Raw genomic sequence first — 16,300 nt, 5'->3', positions numbered from 1 at the left:
CGTGAACGGCTCCACTTGCGCACACCGCCGGTGCCGAGCTGAGCCGTATGCGGAGGTGATCGGCAACAAGTGGGACTTTTCGGTCGTTCCTGAACCGCTCGTCAAAGGGCTGACTTTCAGCAAAGCGGACGTTCAAGTGACTGGATGGGCTTTGCAAGGGTCAAGAGAAGGGATCGATGTAGCCACGTCGCGCCGCGACGATGACCGCGTGGGTGCGATCATGAACGCCGAGTGTTCCAAAGATGGTTTTCAGGTGTGCTTTGATCGTGTCGTTCGACAGGTTCAACTTCCAGGCGATTTCCTTATTGGCGTGCCCGTCGGCAACCAACCGGAGGATCTGAATCTCACGGTCTGTGAGCACCTCGTTCAGAGCGTGCGTAGCGATTTCATGCGCGATGTCGGCGGAGATCGCGCGCCGGCCGGCATGAACCGAACGGATGGCATCGATCAGCTCGACCCGAATGCCATTTTTCAGGAGATAGCCAGCGGCGCCCGCCCGTATGGCGCGTGCGGCGTTCGCGTCCCCGGGATAGGTCGTTAGCACCAGAACGCGCGCATCAGGTGACAAGCGGCGTATTTCCGAGATCGCTTCTACTCCGCCCATGGTCGGCATCTGCAAGTCCATCAGCGTGAGATCGGGCGAGAGCTCGCGGAACCGCTTAATGGCCTCGACCCCATTTGAGGCTTCGCCGACGAGTTCCATATCGGCCTGCCGCCCGAGCAGGGCAGCGATCCCGTCACGCACCATCGGATGGTCATCGACGATCAGGACACGAATGGGCGCTGCCATCACAAACTCCACTGCCGGAACATACGGGGCTTGTATGCTATCGCCCCGGGGATCGTCAGCAGCACTTCGGTACCACGATCGGGCCGGCGCCTGACAACAAGGTTGCCGCGAAGCCCCCGCGCGCGTTCGATCATGCCCAAGAGTCCGTAATGTCCGGCCTTGCCCCCCGCTTCCGCGATTTCGGCGTCTATGCCGCTCCCATCGTCGGCGAAGCGTATTTGCAGGTTCGCTCCGTACCGAATTCTCACCGTCACCTCGGTGGCGCTGGCATGGCGGTGAATATTGAACAGTGCCTCACCCGCGATCCGAGTGATCTCGTCCAGTGCCCTGTCGTCAAGGCTTCGCGGCACTCCGTCCGAGGAGATCGACACGACGAAGGATGTGTCGAACCCGAGACGCGTGATGCATTCACAAATGATCTGCTCCAGGTTTCCGTCGTGCTGCGTGCGCAACTCGCGGACCCGATCGCGACCTTCGGCAATGACCTTGTCGGCGGTATCGATCGCGGTGATCAGCGACGCGCGGGCAGGCGCGCCTTCCGGCAGATCGTCTGCCGCCAGCTGGAAGCGGAGCGTGAGCGCTTGCACCGACTGGAGCAGCGTGTCGTGGAGCTCACGCGCGATCCGCTCCCGTTCCTCGGCCCGCTCGGCCATCCGCATGCGGATGCGACCGGCGACGGTGCGCAGTCGCATCGAATAGGCCAGCCACATCATGCCAAGCAGGAGCGCCGCGCACAGAAATTTGAAGGGCCAGCTCTGCACGAAGCTGGGTCTGATACGAAAGGTCAGCGTTGCGCCTCTGCGATTCCATACGCCGTCGCTGTTTCTCGCGATCACCTGGAAAACGTATCGGCCGGGACCGAGGTTGGAATAGGACGCCGCTCGTCGTGAGCCTGCATCGACCCAGGCGTCATCGACTCCTGTGAGCCGGTACAGGAAACGAACACGTTGCGGCACCGTGAAGCTAAGACCGGCATAGGCGATATCGACGGTGCGCGTGCCTGCTGGAACAATGACGTTGACCGGATCGCGCCACGTGCGTCCGCCGCCTGTGAAGGACCGAATCGTCACCGGTGGCGGCAGACTGTTCGGCTGGAGTTTTGCAGGATCGAAAAACGCCGCGCCTTGCCGGTTGAGAAACCAGAGCCTGCCATCCCCCCCGACGGCGGTTTGCGGGCCGGCGAACCCCCCTTGCTGAACCGTGCTCGCCAGCCCGTCCAACGCGTCGAATTTGGTGAAGGGCAGCGGTGCACCCGGATCTTCGAAGGCGCGATCCAGATCGGCCGTGGCGACCCTGTACACGCCGGTTCTGCTGAACAACCAGGTCTTGCCGTCATTTGTCTGCTGAAGCGTCCTGATCCAGGTGATCCAGGGGAAGCGACTCTCGTCGAGATGACGCAGCCGATTTCCACGCTTCCGGGCCAGGCCGGTGCTGCCGCTGACAAACAGGTCTGGCGAGACTGGGCCATTTCCCGGCATCAAGGCCCAGGGTGTCCCGATGCCCGTTTTCCCGAGGCTGATCTTCTCCAGCCGGCTACCATGCAGGATGGCGATGTCAGGAGGAACGATCATTGCCAGGTCGCCCGACGGCGTCGTGGTCAAATCCCAGATCTTGAGGTTGGCGAGCGCCGCGTCGGCGCGATGCCAGCCGGAAGAGTCGCGCCACAGGAGCGCGCCGCTGGCAAGGCTAAGCCAGAGACGGCCGGCCCCGTCTTCAGCGCAAGCGATCTTCGCGTCGCCGCTGGGATAGCCCGGCAGTTTTTGCACTCGCTCACCGTGCAGAAGCAGGACCTGGCCCGGTTCTATGACCCAGACACCGCCGTCGCGGGCCGGGCACATCGAGATTTCATCGGTACGAAGTTTCAGGATAGGCGCAGCGCTACCGTTCGAGGGAATGCGAAACAGCGTCCGGCGCGACGCGACATAGATGCTCCCGTCCTTCGCTCGAGCCATCGAAAGCCCGTGTTCGGCATCCGCGGGCACCCTCGGGTCCTGCTCTGCCGCGGCTCGGCGAAATTGATCGATTCCGGCTTCCGTCGTTATCCAGACGTTGTCTTCGCGATCAACGAACGGCGCATAGGTGGTGTCGGACGTGAGGCCGTTTGCCGCGCCGAAGCGGCGAACCTGTGCGCCAGCGGCGGCAGACGATGCGGTGGGATTGGCGATGTGAAAAATCCCCGCCGACCCCGTCGTGCCCCACAGTCCCCCGCTGCTGTCAAAGGTGATCCCCGCTCTTGTGACACCCGGCACTGGCGGGTGAGCGATAGCTCGGCGTCTGCGCATGCCGCGAGCGTCGAACAGCATGCGGGTGCCAGCGGCATCCGACACCCATAGAGCTCCACTGTGATCGAGCGCGATCTTGGGTCGTCCGGAGAGTCGGACAGGCACATTTTTGAACCGCGTCCCGCTCGGCGTGAGAACGGCAAGCGAGCCGCTTTCCCCGTTCTCGGCGCTGAGCGCGACCCACAATCGACCGTCTCTCGCGACGACCAGATCCATGATGTACCCTGGCGGCAACCTCAGCGCCTCGTCCACTCGCTTCCATCGGGAGCCGCGCAGGCGCTGCAGCCGCTTGTCGAGCCCCATTGACGACGCCCAGATCGTGCCGCCAGAAGTTCGGGCGAAAGCGGCCAAGCCTCGTGGTGGATCGGGCATGTGCATATCCCGCAGCGCGCCCTGACGGTACACGGCGACGCCGCCGGTATCACGCAAGCCCACCCAGAGTTCGCCGCGGTCGCTGGCCATCAGCGCCGACGGTGATGCGTGCCGCTTGCCCGACCCCTGCGGCCAATCGATCCGTTCGAAAGTTGCGCCATCGAAGCGATAGAGCGCGTCGCCGGCGACCCAGATGTAACCGTCGGATGTCTGCGCGATCCTCAGAAGGCCGTCAGGTGCCCCATCGTCGGCAGCAGCACGAACATGCTTGTACGATTCAAAGCCCGGAGCGGACGCCTGCGCCAGGCAAGCGGAACTCGCGAGTAGAGAGATCATCAGGAACGCCAGGGAGCCAATTCTGACTAGCAAAGCCGGATCATTCGACTGGCCTTTATCTTGCTGCCCAAGGCTACACTCGCCTGTTCCTGGACAGCGTACCACCAAAGTTCGCAGCTTCAACAAAAGTCACATCAGGCTATCGATCACCCCTCCATCGACGCGGAGCGCCGCACCCGTGGTCGCCGACGCCAAGGGTGACGCGAGATAGACGAACATGTTGGCGACTTCCTCGACCGTCGCTGCGCGCTGGATAATCGAACTGGAGCGCGATGCACGGACGAACGCAGCGGCGACATCTTCGATCGGTTTGCCCGTTGCGGCGCGTTCCTCCTCCAGCATCGCTGCAACGCCCTCAGATAACGTCGGCCCGGGCAGAACGGAATTCACGGTCACACCGGTTCCGGCCATGCGCTTGGCGAGCCCGCGGGCGAGCGCAACATCAGCTGTCTTGCTGACGCCGTAATGGATCATGTCGGCCGGGATATTAAAGGCGGATTCCGATCCGAGCAGCAAAAAGCGACCCCAGGTCTTCGCCTGCATCCTTGGCAGATAGGTTCGGGCGAGCCGCACTCCGGCCATGACGTTGACCTGCCAATGGCGGTCCCAGACTTCGTCGTCCGTGTCGAAGAAGTCGATCGGCTGAAAAATACCGAGATTGCTGACGACGATATCCGCGTGCGGCTCGGCCTTAATAAGCCGGGCGTGGCCGTCTGCGCTGCCGAGGTCCGCCGCCACGCCGCGCGCGTTTCCACCGATGCGCGCTACCGCGGCGTCGACTTTCTCCTGAGTGCGGCCATTGAGGATCACGCTTGCGCCGGCGTTCGCCAAGCCCTTTGCGATAGCGAAGCCAATGCCTTCGGTCGAGCCGGTAACAAGCGCGGTCTTGCCGGTGAGATCGATGTTCATGAGCGTAGTCCTTCGATCAGACAGAAGAGGAGAAATCACGCCAGCGGCCAAAGCCATGCCGCGTGGACAGGCAATCGGTCATGCGCCGAATCCGCCGTCAATCGTGTGAAGCGCGCCGGTCACCGCGCCCGCGTCCGGGCCCGCGAGCCAAGCCACCATGCCCGCGACCTCCGTCGGGCGTACGTGGCGCTTGATCGCCATGAAGCTGTGCATGAAGTCGCTCATCGGGCCGTCGCCCGGATTCATATCGGTGTCGGTCGGCCCCGGTTGCACGACGTTTATGGTGATGTTGCGCGCACCGAAGTCGCGCGCCAAACCGCGTGCCATGCCCTGCATCGCCGATTTGGTCAGCGCATAGGCCGCACCTCCTTCGAACGGCATCCTGTCTCCGTTCACCGAGCCGATGACGATGATACGGCTTCCGTCTCTCATCGTTCTGGCGGCCTCGACGGCTGCATGATAGGGCGCGCGAACATTGAGATCGATCATCCGGTCGACAGCGTCGGCATCCAGCGCGAGCGGATCGCCCATTACCAGCGCGCCAGCATTGATCACCAGGACATCGATGTTCGATTGCGACTTGACCACGGCGATGATGGCGGCGCGATCCGAAGCATCCGAACGGATGGCTACGGCGCCCGTGTCGTGCTCGAGCGTCGCTGCTGCTTCCGTGGACCCGGCGTAGGTGAATGTGACGAGGTCGCCGGCTGCGGCAAAACGCTGGACGATGGCAGCGCCAATGCCGCGGCTGCCGCCGATGACGAGGACGTTGCGCTTTTCTCCGGTCATATGCATCTCCTTGGAATGGTGAACCGGTGGACGGTCGATTGCGGTGGTCAGTGGCCGACTTCTGCAAAGACGATCTCGGCAAAGCCCTCGGCGGTTGCTGCCCGCGCCCAGTCGCGCTGCAGTTCGCAAGCGAACTGGATCCAACTGATGGGAACGGCGCCCGCCTGTATCAGACGATCGAGGCCGGCCCGGTGCGCTGCCTCGGACGTACCGGCCACGGCATCGACGACCGCATACACCTCAAAGCCTTCGTGCAGTGCATCGAGCGCCGGAAAGACCAGACACACCTCGGTCCACAGCGCGACCATGACCAGCTTTGACCGGCCCGTAGCCTTCACCGCCGCGACGAAGGTCTCATCCTCCCAAGCGTTGATCGACGTGCGATCGATCGGAAGCACGTCCGGCAGCACATCGGTGATCTGATGGACCGTCGGCGCGTTCCGCCCGGTTGCGACATTGACGGTCGAGAGGATTACGGGAAGCCCGTAGAGCTTCGCGGTGCGTGCGAGGGCGACGACGTTGTTGACCAGCAGCCGCTTGTTCATCGTCACGATCGATCCGACTTGCACCGGCTGGAAATCAATGATGACCAGCGCCGCATTCTCCGGCGTCAGCATGTGGTCAGCGATCGGATCACGGATCATGGAAGGTGAGGTCACGGCCGTTTCTCCGGTTGCGCCACATGGTCTGCTTCGATGAAGTTCGTATCGGTGGGACCAAAGCCACTGATCATGACCGTCACCGGCCAGCGGCCCGTCATCGCGAAATGCGCATCGCCGCCGGGCTCGCTGTAGAAGCCTCCGGGGCCCAGCGCCTTGGTCGTTGCCGCGGTCGCGACTTTGCCATAGCCGAAATGCCAGACCCCCGAGACGACTACCGCCGTTCGATCATCGCGGTGGGTATGAGCCGCGATCTTGGTGTTCGCGGGAACGCGCAGCTCGATCGTATAGGGGCCCGACGCCGTAGGATCGCCCGCCAGAACGATCGTCTCGATCCCGGTGACACCGGACGTTCCCGCCCCGCCGTGGACACGATGTTTCGCCGCAATCTCGGTCTGGGTGAGGCGGATCTCGCTTGGTCGCGCGGCGTGGCCTTCGGTAGCCACAGACGTGGCCATCAGGAGGGCCAGGAGCCAGGCCCGGCTCACTTCTTTGCGTCCAGGAACGTACGGACTGCGGACACAGTTTGCGCGGGCTGCTCTTCCATGAGCCAATGGCCGGAGCCGCGAATGACACGCTCCTGCACATCGGTGGCGGCGGCGCGCATCACGACCGCCATGACCGGGCCGAAGGAGTGGTCGCCGCCGATCGCCAACACGGGCATGGTGAGCGGGCCCGCAGCGACGAACGCTTGGTCGTCCTTCACGTCCTGGTCGAACGCCTTGAATTGCTCGAAGCCCGCATGCATTGCCCCCGGACGGGCGTAGAGCGCAGCATAATGCTGGCGCGACTCCTCGTCGAACTTCCTGGGATCGGCGGAAAAGTCATTCCAGAAACGATCGAGATAGATGCGCTCGCGACCGGCGACGAGGCGCTCCATGTCGGGGCCTCCGAAGCGGAAGTGCCATAGCAGCGGGCTTTTCAGAACCTCGTCCCAAGGCCCTACGCCAGGAAGCGGCGCATCCATCAGGACAAGCGCCTTTACACGATCGCGGTGCTCGGCCGCGAAGGCGAAGCCGACCATGTTGCCGATGTCGTGCGCGACGAGATCGACCTTGGCGATCTTCAGCGCATCGAGCACACCGGCAATGTCATAGCCCTGCGTCTTTTTGTCATAGCCGCCAGCGGGTCGCGCCGAGAGCCCCATACCACGCAGATCGGGCACGATGACGGTGTGGTCGCGAGCAAGGTCGGTGGCCAGCGGCGCCCACATGTCGCCGGTTTCACCATAACCGTGCAGGAGTACGACAGCCGGTCCGGTCCCGCAGATGCGGACGTGCAGCGACGTCGCGTTGGTCGCGATATCCTGGACGTGGCAGCCCGATGGAAAGGGCACGACCCTGGCGTCGGCCGACGCAGCGGAGAGCAAGGCGATCAGACTGGTGGCAAGTATGCGCAGCATAAAATGTCCTCGAGCTTCAGGGAGCGGGGCCGCGTCGGCCACGTCGACTGCGACGCTCACCGTCCGCGTTCGTCGTTCGACGCTCAATCCCAAGCCGGGCCGCTAACAATACCCGATCGGGTAAAACTAAGGCCGGCTGCCGGAGCGACCCCGCCAACGAAGCCCGAGCAGCACGATGACGAGGCCAATCGCCGATGTTGCGGCCCCGCCGAGTGCAACCGCTGGGTAGCCGAGGCGGGCGGTCATCACCGCACGGCCGAGCGCCGCGCCCATGGCATTGCCGAGATTGCATGCCGCAATGTTTACAGACGCGGCGAGATTGGGCGCAGCCGCTGCAGCCGTCATCACGCGCACCTGAAGCGGAGGCAGCAATGCGAAGCTCGCGATACCCCAGAGGAAGATGAGCACCGCACAGATCCAGACGTTCTGCATCAGGAACGCGAACGCCACGAGGATCGCCGAAAGGCTCGCCAGCGTCACCGCGAGCGTCCGATCGACGGAACGGTCGGCGAATTTCCCGCCAAACCAGTTGCCGACGGTCAGACCCGCGCCATAGGTCGCCAACATCGCCGTCACCCACCCGCTCGATGCATGCAGTACATCGCGCAGCGTCGCGGTGAAGTAGGTAAAGACGGTGAACATCGCGCTTGACCCGATAACGGTCAGCGCGAAAGCGCCAAGGACGGCTCTGCGCGTAAGGACCCGGAGCTCGGAGCGTACATCGCCGTCGCCGTGCGCTGGCAGCGGCGGCAATGTCAGCCGCAGCGCGACCATCGTGACGACCCCAGGCCCGGCGATACCCCAAAACGACAAGCGCCAGCCGAGGTGACCAGCCGCCCATGCTGCGAGCGGCACGCCGATGACATTGGCGATAGCCAGCCCCGTGAACATCGTCGCGACCGCCGCAGCGCGCCGGCCCGGCGCTACGAGGCTGGCCGCGACCATCGAGCCCTTTCCGAAGAAAGTGCCGTGGGTTAACGAGGTCAGGATGCGCGCGACCATAAGGCTCGCATAGCTTGCCGAGATTGCGGCAAGCACGTTTCCCAGCGTGAAGATCGCGGCGAGCGAAATGAGCAAGGTGAGCCGCGAAATCCGTCGCGTCGTCAGCGTCATGAGCGGGGCACCTGCGACGACGCCGAGCGCATAGGCGCTGACGAGAAGCCCGGCCGTCGGGATCGAGACGCCCAGATCCTGCGCGATGGCCGGAAGCAGCCCCATTGGCGCGAACTCTGTGACGCCGATGCCGAATGCGCCCAGTATCCCAAGTCGGTTTTCATCGCGGTCATTGTCGTCGGACTCTGGCGAACTTCAATGCCAGACCGGGTAGCCTATGCCACCCAAGCGGGTATGGGACACCGCCACGACCCTTCGTTCGATGCACGTTATACTGCCAGGGAAGTTCATCGCTGGAGACCGCGTGAAGCCTCCCGCGCATCTGCCTGTGTGCCCTGGCGCGAGCGAACGACGGCTTTCAACGGTAGCCGGCAACGGAGGCCACCCGTCGCATGACTTGACTCGGTCGGCTGCTGCCAGCGACTAACACGTTGTTGTGGGACACCGCGGAATTGTTTCAGCCACCCTCGTGCATGATACGAAGTCGCTTTGGCGCTTCGATGCAGGAGATTGTGTTCGACCGTTGATGATGACAATGGCTCCGGCCCGGACCAGACTCTCGGCGGTCGCGCGGCCGATGCCGACGGTGGAACCCGTTACAATGGCCGTGCGGCCGGCGAGATCGATGTTCATCGGAAAAATGCCTTTTGGTTTGGCGCCGGTCGCCACCCGAGGGGGGAATGGGGTGGCACCGGCGCCTGCCCGGACGCCGGTCGCCCGCCCCTGGGGAGAGGGCGGACGCGGGCGCCGGACCATCAGAGCTTGATGCCCGCCGCTTCGAGCGCGCCGTCGATGCGTTCATCGACCTCGCGCTTCGTCGCCGCCCAGCCGGGGACCGTGGCGAGCAGACGCTGCTGCCAAGCGACCAGGTTCGGGAACTCGTTCAGCGGGATCTTCGTCCGCTCATTCTGCGAGAACGGGCCGGCGATGTCGAAGTCGGCCAGCGTCAGGCGATCGCCGACGATGTAGTCGTGCGTGGCCAGATGCTTGTCGAGGATCGCAGCCGCCTCACGGATCTTGTTGGCCGCCAGGTTGACGATCGTCTCGTCCGCGGGCTTGCCCGCGAACTTCTTGCCGAGGACCTCGTCGAAGGTGAGCGTTGCGAAGATGCGCCACTGCTCGCCGGACCAGAACATCCACTGCAGGATCTCATACTTTTCGCGGAGGTTCTTGCCAGCCAGGTCGCTGCCGGCCTTCTCGGCGAGGTAGAGGTTGATCGCGGCGGATTCGTAGAGGACGAAGTCGCCGTCGACCATGACGGGCGATAGGCCATGCGGATTGAGTTCGAGAAACTCCGGCGTGTGGCTCTCGCCCCTGAAGAGGTCGATGTTCACGATCTCGATGTCGATGCCCATCGCGGCGGCTGCTGCCGTCACGCGGCGGCGGCTGCCCGAACCGGGGTCGCCGTAGATTTTGATAGCCATGGTACTCACTCCTTCGCTTGAGTCGTGGTGGGTCGGCGGTTGAGGGTTCCTTCAGGCGGCCACGCCCGCCCGGAGGCGGTCGAGAACCGGCAGAAGCTCGGAAGGATCGGGGCGCCGGGTGTAGTCGGGGTTGACCTCGGCGTAGGCGATCACGCGGTCGGTCCCGATCACGTAGCGGGCCGGCATCGGCAGCACCCACGACGGATCGTCGTTGATCCTCGCCAGGTCATTGCCGAACTGCTTGTAGACCTCGATCAGGTTGTCCGGCATTGAGAAGCGCAGGCCGAACGCGTCGGCAACGGAAGCGCCGGCGTCGCTCAGGATCGGGAAGCCCAGCTTGTTGTCGCGCTGCGACTTGCGGCTGTTCGCCGGGCTCTGGGGCGAGATGGCGACAAGGCTGGCGCCTCGCTGCTCGATCTCCGACCGAACCTCCTCCAGCGCCTGCAGGTCGAAGTTGCAATAGGGGCACCAGACCCCGCGATAGAAGGTCGCCACCAGCGGCCCTCGCTTCAGCAGCTCGCGCGAGCTCACGCCATTGCCGTCGGCGTCCTGCAGCGTGAAGTCCGGCGCGACGTCGCCGGCCTCGAGGGCCTTCTCGGCCTGCCGGCTGTCGATCAGCGACTGGGTCGCCTGCGCCATTGTGTCGATCTGGGCCTGCGTCGGCACCAGCGGAAAGCGTCCGTTCTCAAAATCCTCGCGCATCGCGTCGAGCTTGTCTTGGAGCCTCATTTCAAATCTCCGTATCCGCGGCGAAGGTGCCGTGAGCAGGAAATTAGGTTCTCAGCCAAACACGGAGTATCCTTCCAATGCGGACAACATCTATCAGGATTGCAAATGAGTGATCGCTGGCAGGAGATGGCCGTTTTCGTCCGCGTGGCGGACACCGGGAGCCTCTCGCGCGCGGCGCGCGAGCTGAAGCTATCGCAGCCTTCGGTGTCGCGGATCGTCGGCGCGCTCGAGGCGCGGCTGGGCACGACGTTGCTGCTGCGCACGACCCGCAGCATCTCGCCAACGGACGCCGGCGCGCTCTACCTGGAGCGTGCGAGACGGCTACTGGCGGAGGTCGAGGAGACCGAGCAGGCGACCCGCGGCGTCGACAGCCTCCACGGCGTGATCAGGATCGCGATGCCGCTAATGTATGGCACCCGCGCGATCATCCCCGCTCTGACGCCATTCCTCGATCGCCATCCCGACCTCAAGGTCGAGATAAACATGAGCGACGCCCGCCAGAACCTGATCACCGACGGCGTTGACCTCGCAATCCGCATCAATGTCGGACCGCTTGACGATTCAACCTTCGGTGCGCGGAAGCTCGCTGTGGTCGAACGACTTGTCATGGCGGCTCCGTCGTATCTCTCCGCCCGTGGCGAGCCGGGCACGCCGGCTGACCTCGCCGGGCACGACTGCATTCTTCAGCATGGATCGTTCGGCGGCGAGAGCTGGCGCTTCACCCACAACAAAACGGTGACATCCCTAGACGTCCAGGCGCGGTTCTGGATCAACTCAGCACCGGGCGTGCTGGCGGCAACCGTCGCGGGCCTGGGGATTGCGTTAGGCACGCGCGTGATGGCCGGCGAAGAGCTGCAAAGCGGGCAAGTCGTCCAGCTGCTCGGATCGTACCAGCTCGATCCTGCCGAGGTCTTCGCGGTCTTCCCGGTAGGACCGAGGCCGTCGGCCAAGGTGCGCGCGATCGTGGACCACCTCGCAGCGTCGCTCGGCTCCTGAGCTTAGAGCGGTTTTCGTCGGGGCTGAATCGTTGGGGATTCACACGGCACCCGTTTTCTGATTCACGATCCGTGCTGGCGAAGGAGGCCGGGATGGATGGGCCGAGCGTTATCGCGTGATCTTCGGGATCGTGTCATCGCTGCTGTCGAAAGCGGGGTGTCTTGCCGGCAGGCGGCAGAGCGGTTCGGCGTCAGCGCGGCAAGCGCGATCCGCTGGCGACAGCTGGTGCTCGCTCATGGCACGCCGGCGGCCAAGCCGCAGGGCGGTGATCGCCGAAGTCCCAAGATTGAGGACCATGCCGCCTTCATTCTGGAGGCGATCGAGCAGCAGCCGGATCCGACGCTGGCAGAGCTTCGTGGGATGCTGGCCGAGCGTGGCGTGAGCGTCAGCATCGCCACGCTCTGGCGCTTCTTCGCCCGCCACGGGATCACGCGCAAAAAAAGACCGGCCACGCGACGGAGCAAGATCGTCCCGACGTCCTGAAGCGTCGCGAGGAGTGGTTCGAGGGCCAGCTCGATCTCGACCCCGACAAGCTGGTCTTCATCGACGAGACCTGGGCGTCTACCAACATGGCGCGGCGCCATGGTCGCTGCCGGCGGGGCCAGCGCTTGCGCGCCGGCACCCCCTTCGGACATTGGAAGACCACGACCTTCGTCGCCGGCCTGCGCCGCACGGGCATGGTAGCACCCTGGGTGCTCGACGGACCAATGAACGCCGATGCGTTCCTCACCTACGTCACGCGCGTGCTCGTGCCGGAACTCGGCCGCGGTGACGTGGTCGTGATGGACAACCTGTCGAGCCACAAGGCGCCGGCCGTGCGAGCCGCCATCGAAAGCGTTGGCGCAACGCTCCTCTTCCTCCCGCCCTACAGCCCAGACTTCAACCCGATCGAGCAGGCCTTCTCCAAGCTGAAGGCGCACCTGCGAAAAGCGGCCGAGCGGACCGTCCATGGCCTATGGAACGCCATCGGTCGCATCCTCGATCTCTACTCGCCCCAGGAATGTGCCAACTACTTCGCCGCCTGCGGCTACGATGCAGACTGATCGAAAACCGCTCTAGTGTCGGGATAGGCACCAAAGGAAAGCAGCTTCTCCTTGCCGTCAAAGCGATACTTGAACCGCCAGAGCTTGGAGCCATTGAGCCGGACGAGGAAGTAGAGCCCCTCGCCATCGGTGAGCTTGTAATCCTTCGAGCGTTTGGTGGCGTAGCGCGCTTCAAGTTCCTTGAGAGCCATGGGGGTACTCCTGCCGAGTTGGCGGGCATTACCCCTGAAAGTACCCCCAAATGCAAATCGACGTCATGGCATCCAGCGACATTCAGCGAGACGCTTGCGAAGCCGGTGAGACGAGGCAAACGATGGAAAGAAGGCAATAAAAAACCGCCTCGGGGGTATCCTGAGACGGTTTGGAATATGGGAGTTTGGTTGCGGGGACAGGATTTGAACCTGTGACCTTCAGGTTATGAGCCTGACGAGCTACCGGGCTGCTCCACCCCGCGCCGGGATCCTCCTTTTGGGGAGGGGACAAGTGAATGGGTTCTTGTATTGTGACACGCACGCGCACGGGCTTCAATGCCTGGCGACGACCTACTCTTCCATCGCTTAAGCGATAGTACCATTGGCGCAGACTGGTTTCACGGCCGAGTTCGGGATGGGATCGGGTGGTTCACAGACGCTATAGCCACCAGGCAATGGAGCCGGTGCGCGTGGGTGTTTGGTTGGTTTAAAATCGGTGCCGTGCATATGTGTGTTGGGTGTTTGTATCAGGCGTTGGCATTTGATCATCTGCCTCGCCGACGTGGCTGGTATCCAGCATTGTCATTGATGGCGGGACTCTCAAGCGCGAATAGAGCAATTAGTATCGGTTAGCTCCATGCGTTACCGCACTTCTACATCCGATCTATCAACGTGATGGTCTTTCACGGCTCTATGAAATCTTATCTCGAGGGAGGCTTCCCGCTTAGATGCTTTCAGCGGTTATCCCGTCCGTACATAGCTACCCTGCTGCGCCGTTGGCACGACGACAGGTACACCAGAGGTACGTTCAACCCGGTCCTCTCGTACTAGGGTCAACTCCTCTCAAATTTCGACGCCCACGGCAGATAGGGACCAAACTGTCTCGCGACGTTCTGAACCCAGCTCACGTACCACTTTAATTGGCGAACAGCCAAACCCTTGGGACCTGCTCCAGCCCCAGGATGTGATGAGCCGACATCGAGGTGCCAAACAACCCCGTCGATATGAGCTCTTGGGGGTTATCAGCCTGTTATCCCCGGCGTACCTTTTATCCGTTGAGCGATGGCCCTTCCACGAGGGACCACCGGATCACTATGACCGACTTTCGTCTCTGCTCGACTTGTCAGTCTCGCAGTCAGGCGGGCTTATGCCATTGCACTCTAACAGACGGTTTCCAACCGTCCTGAGCCCACCATCGCGCGCCTCCGTTACTCTTTAGGAGGCGACCGCCCCAGTCAAACTACCCGCCACAGAGGGTCCCTGATCCAGTTTCATGGATCGAGGTTAGACATCAGAAAACAACAGGGTGGTATTTCACCTATGGCTCCACGTCAGCTGGCGCCAACGCTTCAAAGCCTCCCACCTATGCTACACAGTTCTTTCCTAATGCCACTCTGAAGCTGCAGTAAAGGTGCACGGGGTCTTTCCGTCTAACCGCGGGAACCCCGCATCTTCACGGGGAATTCAATTTCGCTGAGCATGTCCTGGAGACAGTGGGGAAGTCGTTACGCCATTCGTGCAGGTCGGAACTTACCCGACAAGGAATTTCGCTACCTTAGGACCGTTATAGTTACGGCCGCCGTTTACCTGGGCTTCATTTCAGAGCTTGCACTCCTCCACTTAACCTTCAGGCACCGGGCAGGCGTCAGGCCCTATACGTCGTCTTGAAGCCGACTTAGCAGAGCCCTGTGTTTTTGCTAAACAGTCGCTACCCCCTGGCCTGTGCCCCCTCATACTGCTTGCGCAGAGTGAGGGCCTCCTTCTTCCGAAGGTACGGAGGCAATTTGCCGAGTTCCTTCAGGACACTTCTCTCAAGCGCCTTGGTATACTCTACCTGACCACCTGTGTCGGTTTCGGGTACGGTCTATACGGTGGGGCTATTTCCTGGAACCTCTTCGAAGCCCTCCCAATCCAATAAGGGAGAACAACACACGAGATCCGTCACACACCACCAGGCCCACGAATATTAACGTGGTTCCCATCGACTACCCCCTTCGGGCTCGTCTTAGGGGCCGGCTCACCCTGCGCGGATTAGCCTTGCGCAGGAACCCTTGGTCTTTCGGCGAGAGGGCATCTCACCCTCTTTATCGCTACTCATGTCTGCATTCGCACTTCCGATACCTCCACGGCCCATTACCAGACCGCTTCACAGGCGTACGGAACGCTCCGCTACCACGTGGATAAATCCACATCCTAAGCTTCGGTGCATCACTTTAGCCCCGTTACATCTTCGCCGCAGAACCTCTTGTTTAGACCAGTGAGCTGTTACGCTTTCTTTAAAGGATGGCTGCTTCTAAGCCAACCTCCTGGTTGTTTTGGAAGTTCCACATGCTTTCCCACTTAGTGATGACTTGGGGACCTTAGCTGTAGGTCAGGGCTGTTTCCCTTTTGACGACGGACCTTAGCACCCGCCGTCTGTCTCCCGGATATCACTCCTAGGTATTCGGAGTTTGGTTAGAGTTGGTAGGTCTCGCGACCCCCGCATCCATCCAGTGCTCTACCCCCTAGGGTGTCCATCCGAGGCACTACCTCAATAGTTTTCGCGGAGAACCAGCTATTTCCCGGCTTGATTGGCCTTTCACCCCTAAACACAACTCATCCGGTAACTTTTCAACGTTAATCGGTTCGGACCTCCAGTGCGTGTTACCGCACCTTCATCCTGGTCATGCCTAGATCGCCGGGTTTCGGGTCTAATACACCAAACTTAAGTCGCCCTATTCAGACTCGCTTTCGCTGCGCCTACACCTATCGGCTTAAGCTTGCTTGGTACATTAAGTCACAGACCCATTATGCAAGAGGTACGCTGTCAGGGCTCAAGACCCCTCCAACTGCTTGTAGGCAATCCGTTTCAGGTACTGTTTCACTCCCCTCATCGGGGTGCTTTTCACCTTTCCCTCACGGTACTAGTTCACTATCGGTCGCATACGAGTATTTAGGCTTAGAGGGTGGTCCCCCTATGTTCAGACAGGATTACACGTGTCCCGCCCTACTCAAGTCCTGAAGTCTCACTTTCGCATACGGGGCTGTCACCCGCTATGGCCGGTCTTTCCAAACCGTTCTGCTAGTTGAACTCCAGGCACTGGCCTGGTCCGCGTTCGCTCGCCACTACTAACGGAATCTCGGTTGATGTCTTTTCCTCCAGCTACTGAGATGTTTCAGTTCGCCGGGTTCGCTTCACGAAACCTATGTATTCAGTCTCATGATACCTCACGCCATTTAGCCCAACCGTGCCCAGCTTCATCGAAGCGAACTTCAACAAAACATC

General features: G+C 62.1%; 13 protein-coding genes, 1 tRNA gene, 2 rRNA genes and 1 pseudogene (1 of these 17 cut by a window edge). 2 read left to right on the top strand and 15 right to left on the bottom strand.

Features of this window, described 5'->3' with window-relative positions:
- Positions 1–160: 160 nt before the first annotated feature.
- The 11 genes from AC3ANX_RS00360 to AC3ANX_RS00310 form a co-directional block, all read right to left on the bottom strand.
- Positions 161–790, bottom strand: coding sequence for a response regulator (locus AC3ANX_RS00360; protein WP_488335082.1), 630 nt, complete (start codon positions 788–790; stop codon positions 161–163).
- Entirely contained in the window at positions 790–3,780 is a 2,991-nt protein-coding gene (locus AC3ANX_RS00355; protein ID WP_488335081.1) for a sensor histidine kinase, read from the bottom strand. The genes AC3ANX_RS00360 and AC3ANX_RS00355 overlap by 1 nt, the downstream gene beginning before the upstream one ends.
- 129 nt (positions 3,781–3,909) lie before the next feature.
- Positions 3,910–4,689: an SDR family NAD(P)-dependent oxidoreductase gene (locus AC3ANX_RS00350; RefSeq protein ID WP_488335080.1), complete on the bottom strand. Its 780-nt coding sequence runs from the start codon at positions 4,687–4,689 to the stop codon at positions 3,910–3,912.
- Positions 4,690–4,767: 78 nt separating this feature from the next.
- Positions 4,768–5,478, bottom strand: a complete 711-nt coding sequence (gene bdcA, locus AC3ANX_RS00345) for an SDR family oxidoreductase (protein WP_488335079.1) — start codon at positions 5,476–5,478, stop codon at positions 4,768–4,770.
- 47 nt (positions 5,479–5,525) lie between these two features.
- Positions 5,526–6,137, bottom strand: a complete 612-nt coding sequence (locus AC3ANX_RS00340) for a hydrolase (protein ID WP_488335078.1) — start codon at positions 6,135–6,137, stop codon at positions 5,526–5,528.
- A complete protein-coding gene (locus AC3ANX_RS00335; RefSeq protein ID WP_488335077.1) occupies positions 6,134–6,583 on the bottom strand; it encodes a cupin domain-containing protein in 450 nt (149 codons plus the stop codon). The genes AC3ANX_RS00340 and AC3ANX_RS00335 overlap by 4 nt, the downstream gene beginning before the upstream one ends.
- Positions 6,584–6,621: 38 nt before the next feature.
- Positions 6,622–7,539, bottom strand: a complete 918-nt coding sequence (locus tag AC3ANX_RS00330) for an alpha/beta fold hydrolase (protein WP_488335076.1) — start codon at positions 7,537–7,539, stop codon at positions 6,622–6,624.
- A gap of 126 nt (positions 7,540–7,665) precedes the next feature.
- Complete coding sequence (locus AC3ANX_RS00325; protein ID WP_488335075.1) at positions 7,666–8,757, bottom strand: MFS transporter; 1,092 nt, start codon at positions 8,755–8,757, stop codon at positions 7,666–7,668.
- A 318-nt stretch (positions 8,758–9,075) separates the two neighbouring features.
- Positions 9,076–9,285, bottom strand: a complete 210-nt coding sequence (locus tag AC3ANX_RS00320; protein ID WP_488335074.1) for an SDR family NAD(P)-dependent oxidoreductase — start codon at positions 9,283–9,285, stop codon at positions 9,076–9,078.
- A 122-nt stretch (positions 9,286–9,407) separates the two neighbouring features.
- Positions 9,408–10,076 carry a glutathione S-transferase family protein gene (locus AC3ANX_RS00315; protein ID WP_488335073.1) on the bottom strand — a complete coding sequence of 223 codons (669 nt, stop codon included), beginning with the start codon at positions 10,074–10,076 and terminating at the stop codon, positions 9,408–9,410.
- A gap of 51 nt (positions 10,077–10,127) precedes the next feature.
- On the bottom strand, positions 10,128–10,805 hold the full coding sequence (locus tag AC3ANX_RS00310; RefSeq protein ID WP_488335072.1) for a peroxiredoxin-like family protein: 678 nt from the start codon (positions 10,803–10,805) through the stop codon (positions 10,128–10,130).
- A gap of 105 nt (positions 10,806–10,910) precedes the next feature.
- Here AC3ANX_RS00310 and AC3ANX_RS00305 point away from each other — a divergent pair, with 105 nt between their 5' ends.
- Together AC3ANX_RS00305 and AC3ANX_RS00300 are read left to right on the top strand one after the other, a co-directional pair.
- Positions 10,911–11,801, top strand: a complete 891-nt coding sequence (locus AC3ANX_RS00305; RefSeq protein ID WP_488335071.1) for a LysR family transcriptional regulator — start codon at positions 10,911–10,913, stop codon at positions 11,799–11,801.
- Between the two features lie 96 nt (positions 11,802–11,897).
- Positions 11,898–12,844 (top strand): IS630 family transposase gene (locus AC3ANX_RS00300; protein ID WP_488334485.1). Its coding sequence is split into 2 segments (ribosomal slippage): positions 11,898–12,234 and positions 12,234–12,844, totalling 948 coding nucleotides; the frame shifts between segments, so codons are not numbered across the junction.
- Between the two features lie 17 nt (positions 12,845–12,861).
- Here AC3ANX_RS00300 and AC3ANX_RS00295 read toward each other — a convergent pair.
- The 4 genes and pseudogenes from AC3ANX_RS00295 to AC3ANX_RS00280 form a co-directional block, all read right to left on the bottom strand.
- A pseudogene (locus tag AC3ANX_RS00295) lies at positions 12,862–13,035 on the bottom strand (Arm DNA-binding domain-containing protein); the annotation flags it as partial.
- A 186-nt stretch (positions 13,036–13,221) separates the two neighbouring features.
- Positions 13,222–13,298 (bottom strand) — tRNA-Met (locus tag AC3ANX_RS00290).
- 75 nt (positions 13,299–13,373) lie between these two features.
- Positions 13,374–13,488: ribosomal RNA gene (rrf, locus tag AC3ANX_RS00285) — 5S ribosomal RNA — on the bottom strand.
- Between the two features lie 146 nt (positions 13,489–13,634).
- Positions 13,635–16,300: ribosomal RNA gene (locus AC3ANX_RS00280) — 23S ribosomal RNA — on the bottom strand (it continues 155 nt past the right edge of the window).

This window comes from Sphingomonas sp. BRN-1R (assembly GCF_057748035.1).
The sequence above is the reverse complement of the archived record's forward strand: the minus strand, read 5'-3'. Positions and strand labels throughout refer to the sequence as shown.

What these genes read in the sequence shown, in the direction of transcription:
- AC3ANX_RS00360 (WP_488335082.1), bottom strand. Translation starts at nt 790, where the DNA reads ATGGCAGCGCCCATTCGTGTCCTGATCGTCGATGACCATCCGATGGTG.
- AC3ANX_RS00355 (WP_488335081.1), bottom strand. Translation starts at nt 3,780, where the DNA reads ATGATCTCTCTACTCGCGAGTTCCGCTTGCCTGGCGCAGGCGTCCGCT.
- AC3ANX_RS00330 (WP_488335076.1), bottom strand. Translation starts at nt 7,539, where the DNA reads ATGCTGCGCATACTTGCCACCAGTCTGATCGCCTTGCTCTCCGCTGCG.
- bdcA (WP_488335079.1), bottom strand. Translation starts at nt 5,478, where the DNA reads ATGACCGGAGAAAAGCGCAACGTCCTCGTCATCGGCGGCAGCCGCGGC.
- AC3ANX_RS00325 (WP_488335075.1), bottom strand. Translation starts at nt 8,757, where the DNA reads ATGGGGCTGCTTCCGGCCATCGCGCAGGATCTGGGCGTCTCGATCCCG.
- AC3ANX_RS00320 (WP_488335074.1), bottom strand. Translation starts at nt 9,285, where the DNA reads ATGAACATCGATCTCGCCGGCCGCACGGCCATTGTAACGGGTTCCACC.
- AC3ANX_RS00310 (WP_488335072.1), bottom strand. Translation starts at nt 10,805, where the DNA reads ATGAGGCTCCAAGACAAGCTCGACGCGATGCGCGAGGATTTTGAGAAC.
- AC3ANX_RS00305 (WP_488335071.1), top strand. Translation starts at nt 10,911, where the DNA reads ATGAGTGATCGCTGGCAGGAGATGGCCGTTTTCGTCCGCGTGGCGGAC.
- AC3ANX_RS00315 (WP_488335073.1), bottom strand. Translation starts at nt 10,076, where the DNA reads ATGGCTATCAAAATCTACGGCGACCCCGGTTCGGGCAGCCGCCGCCGC.
- AC3ANX_RS00350 (WP_488335080.1), bottom strand. Translation starts at nt 4,689, where the DNA reads ATGAACATCGATCTCACCGGCAAGACCGCGCTTGTTACCGGCTCGACC.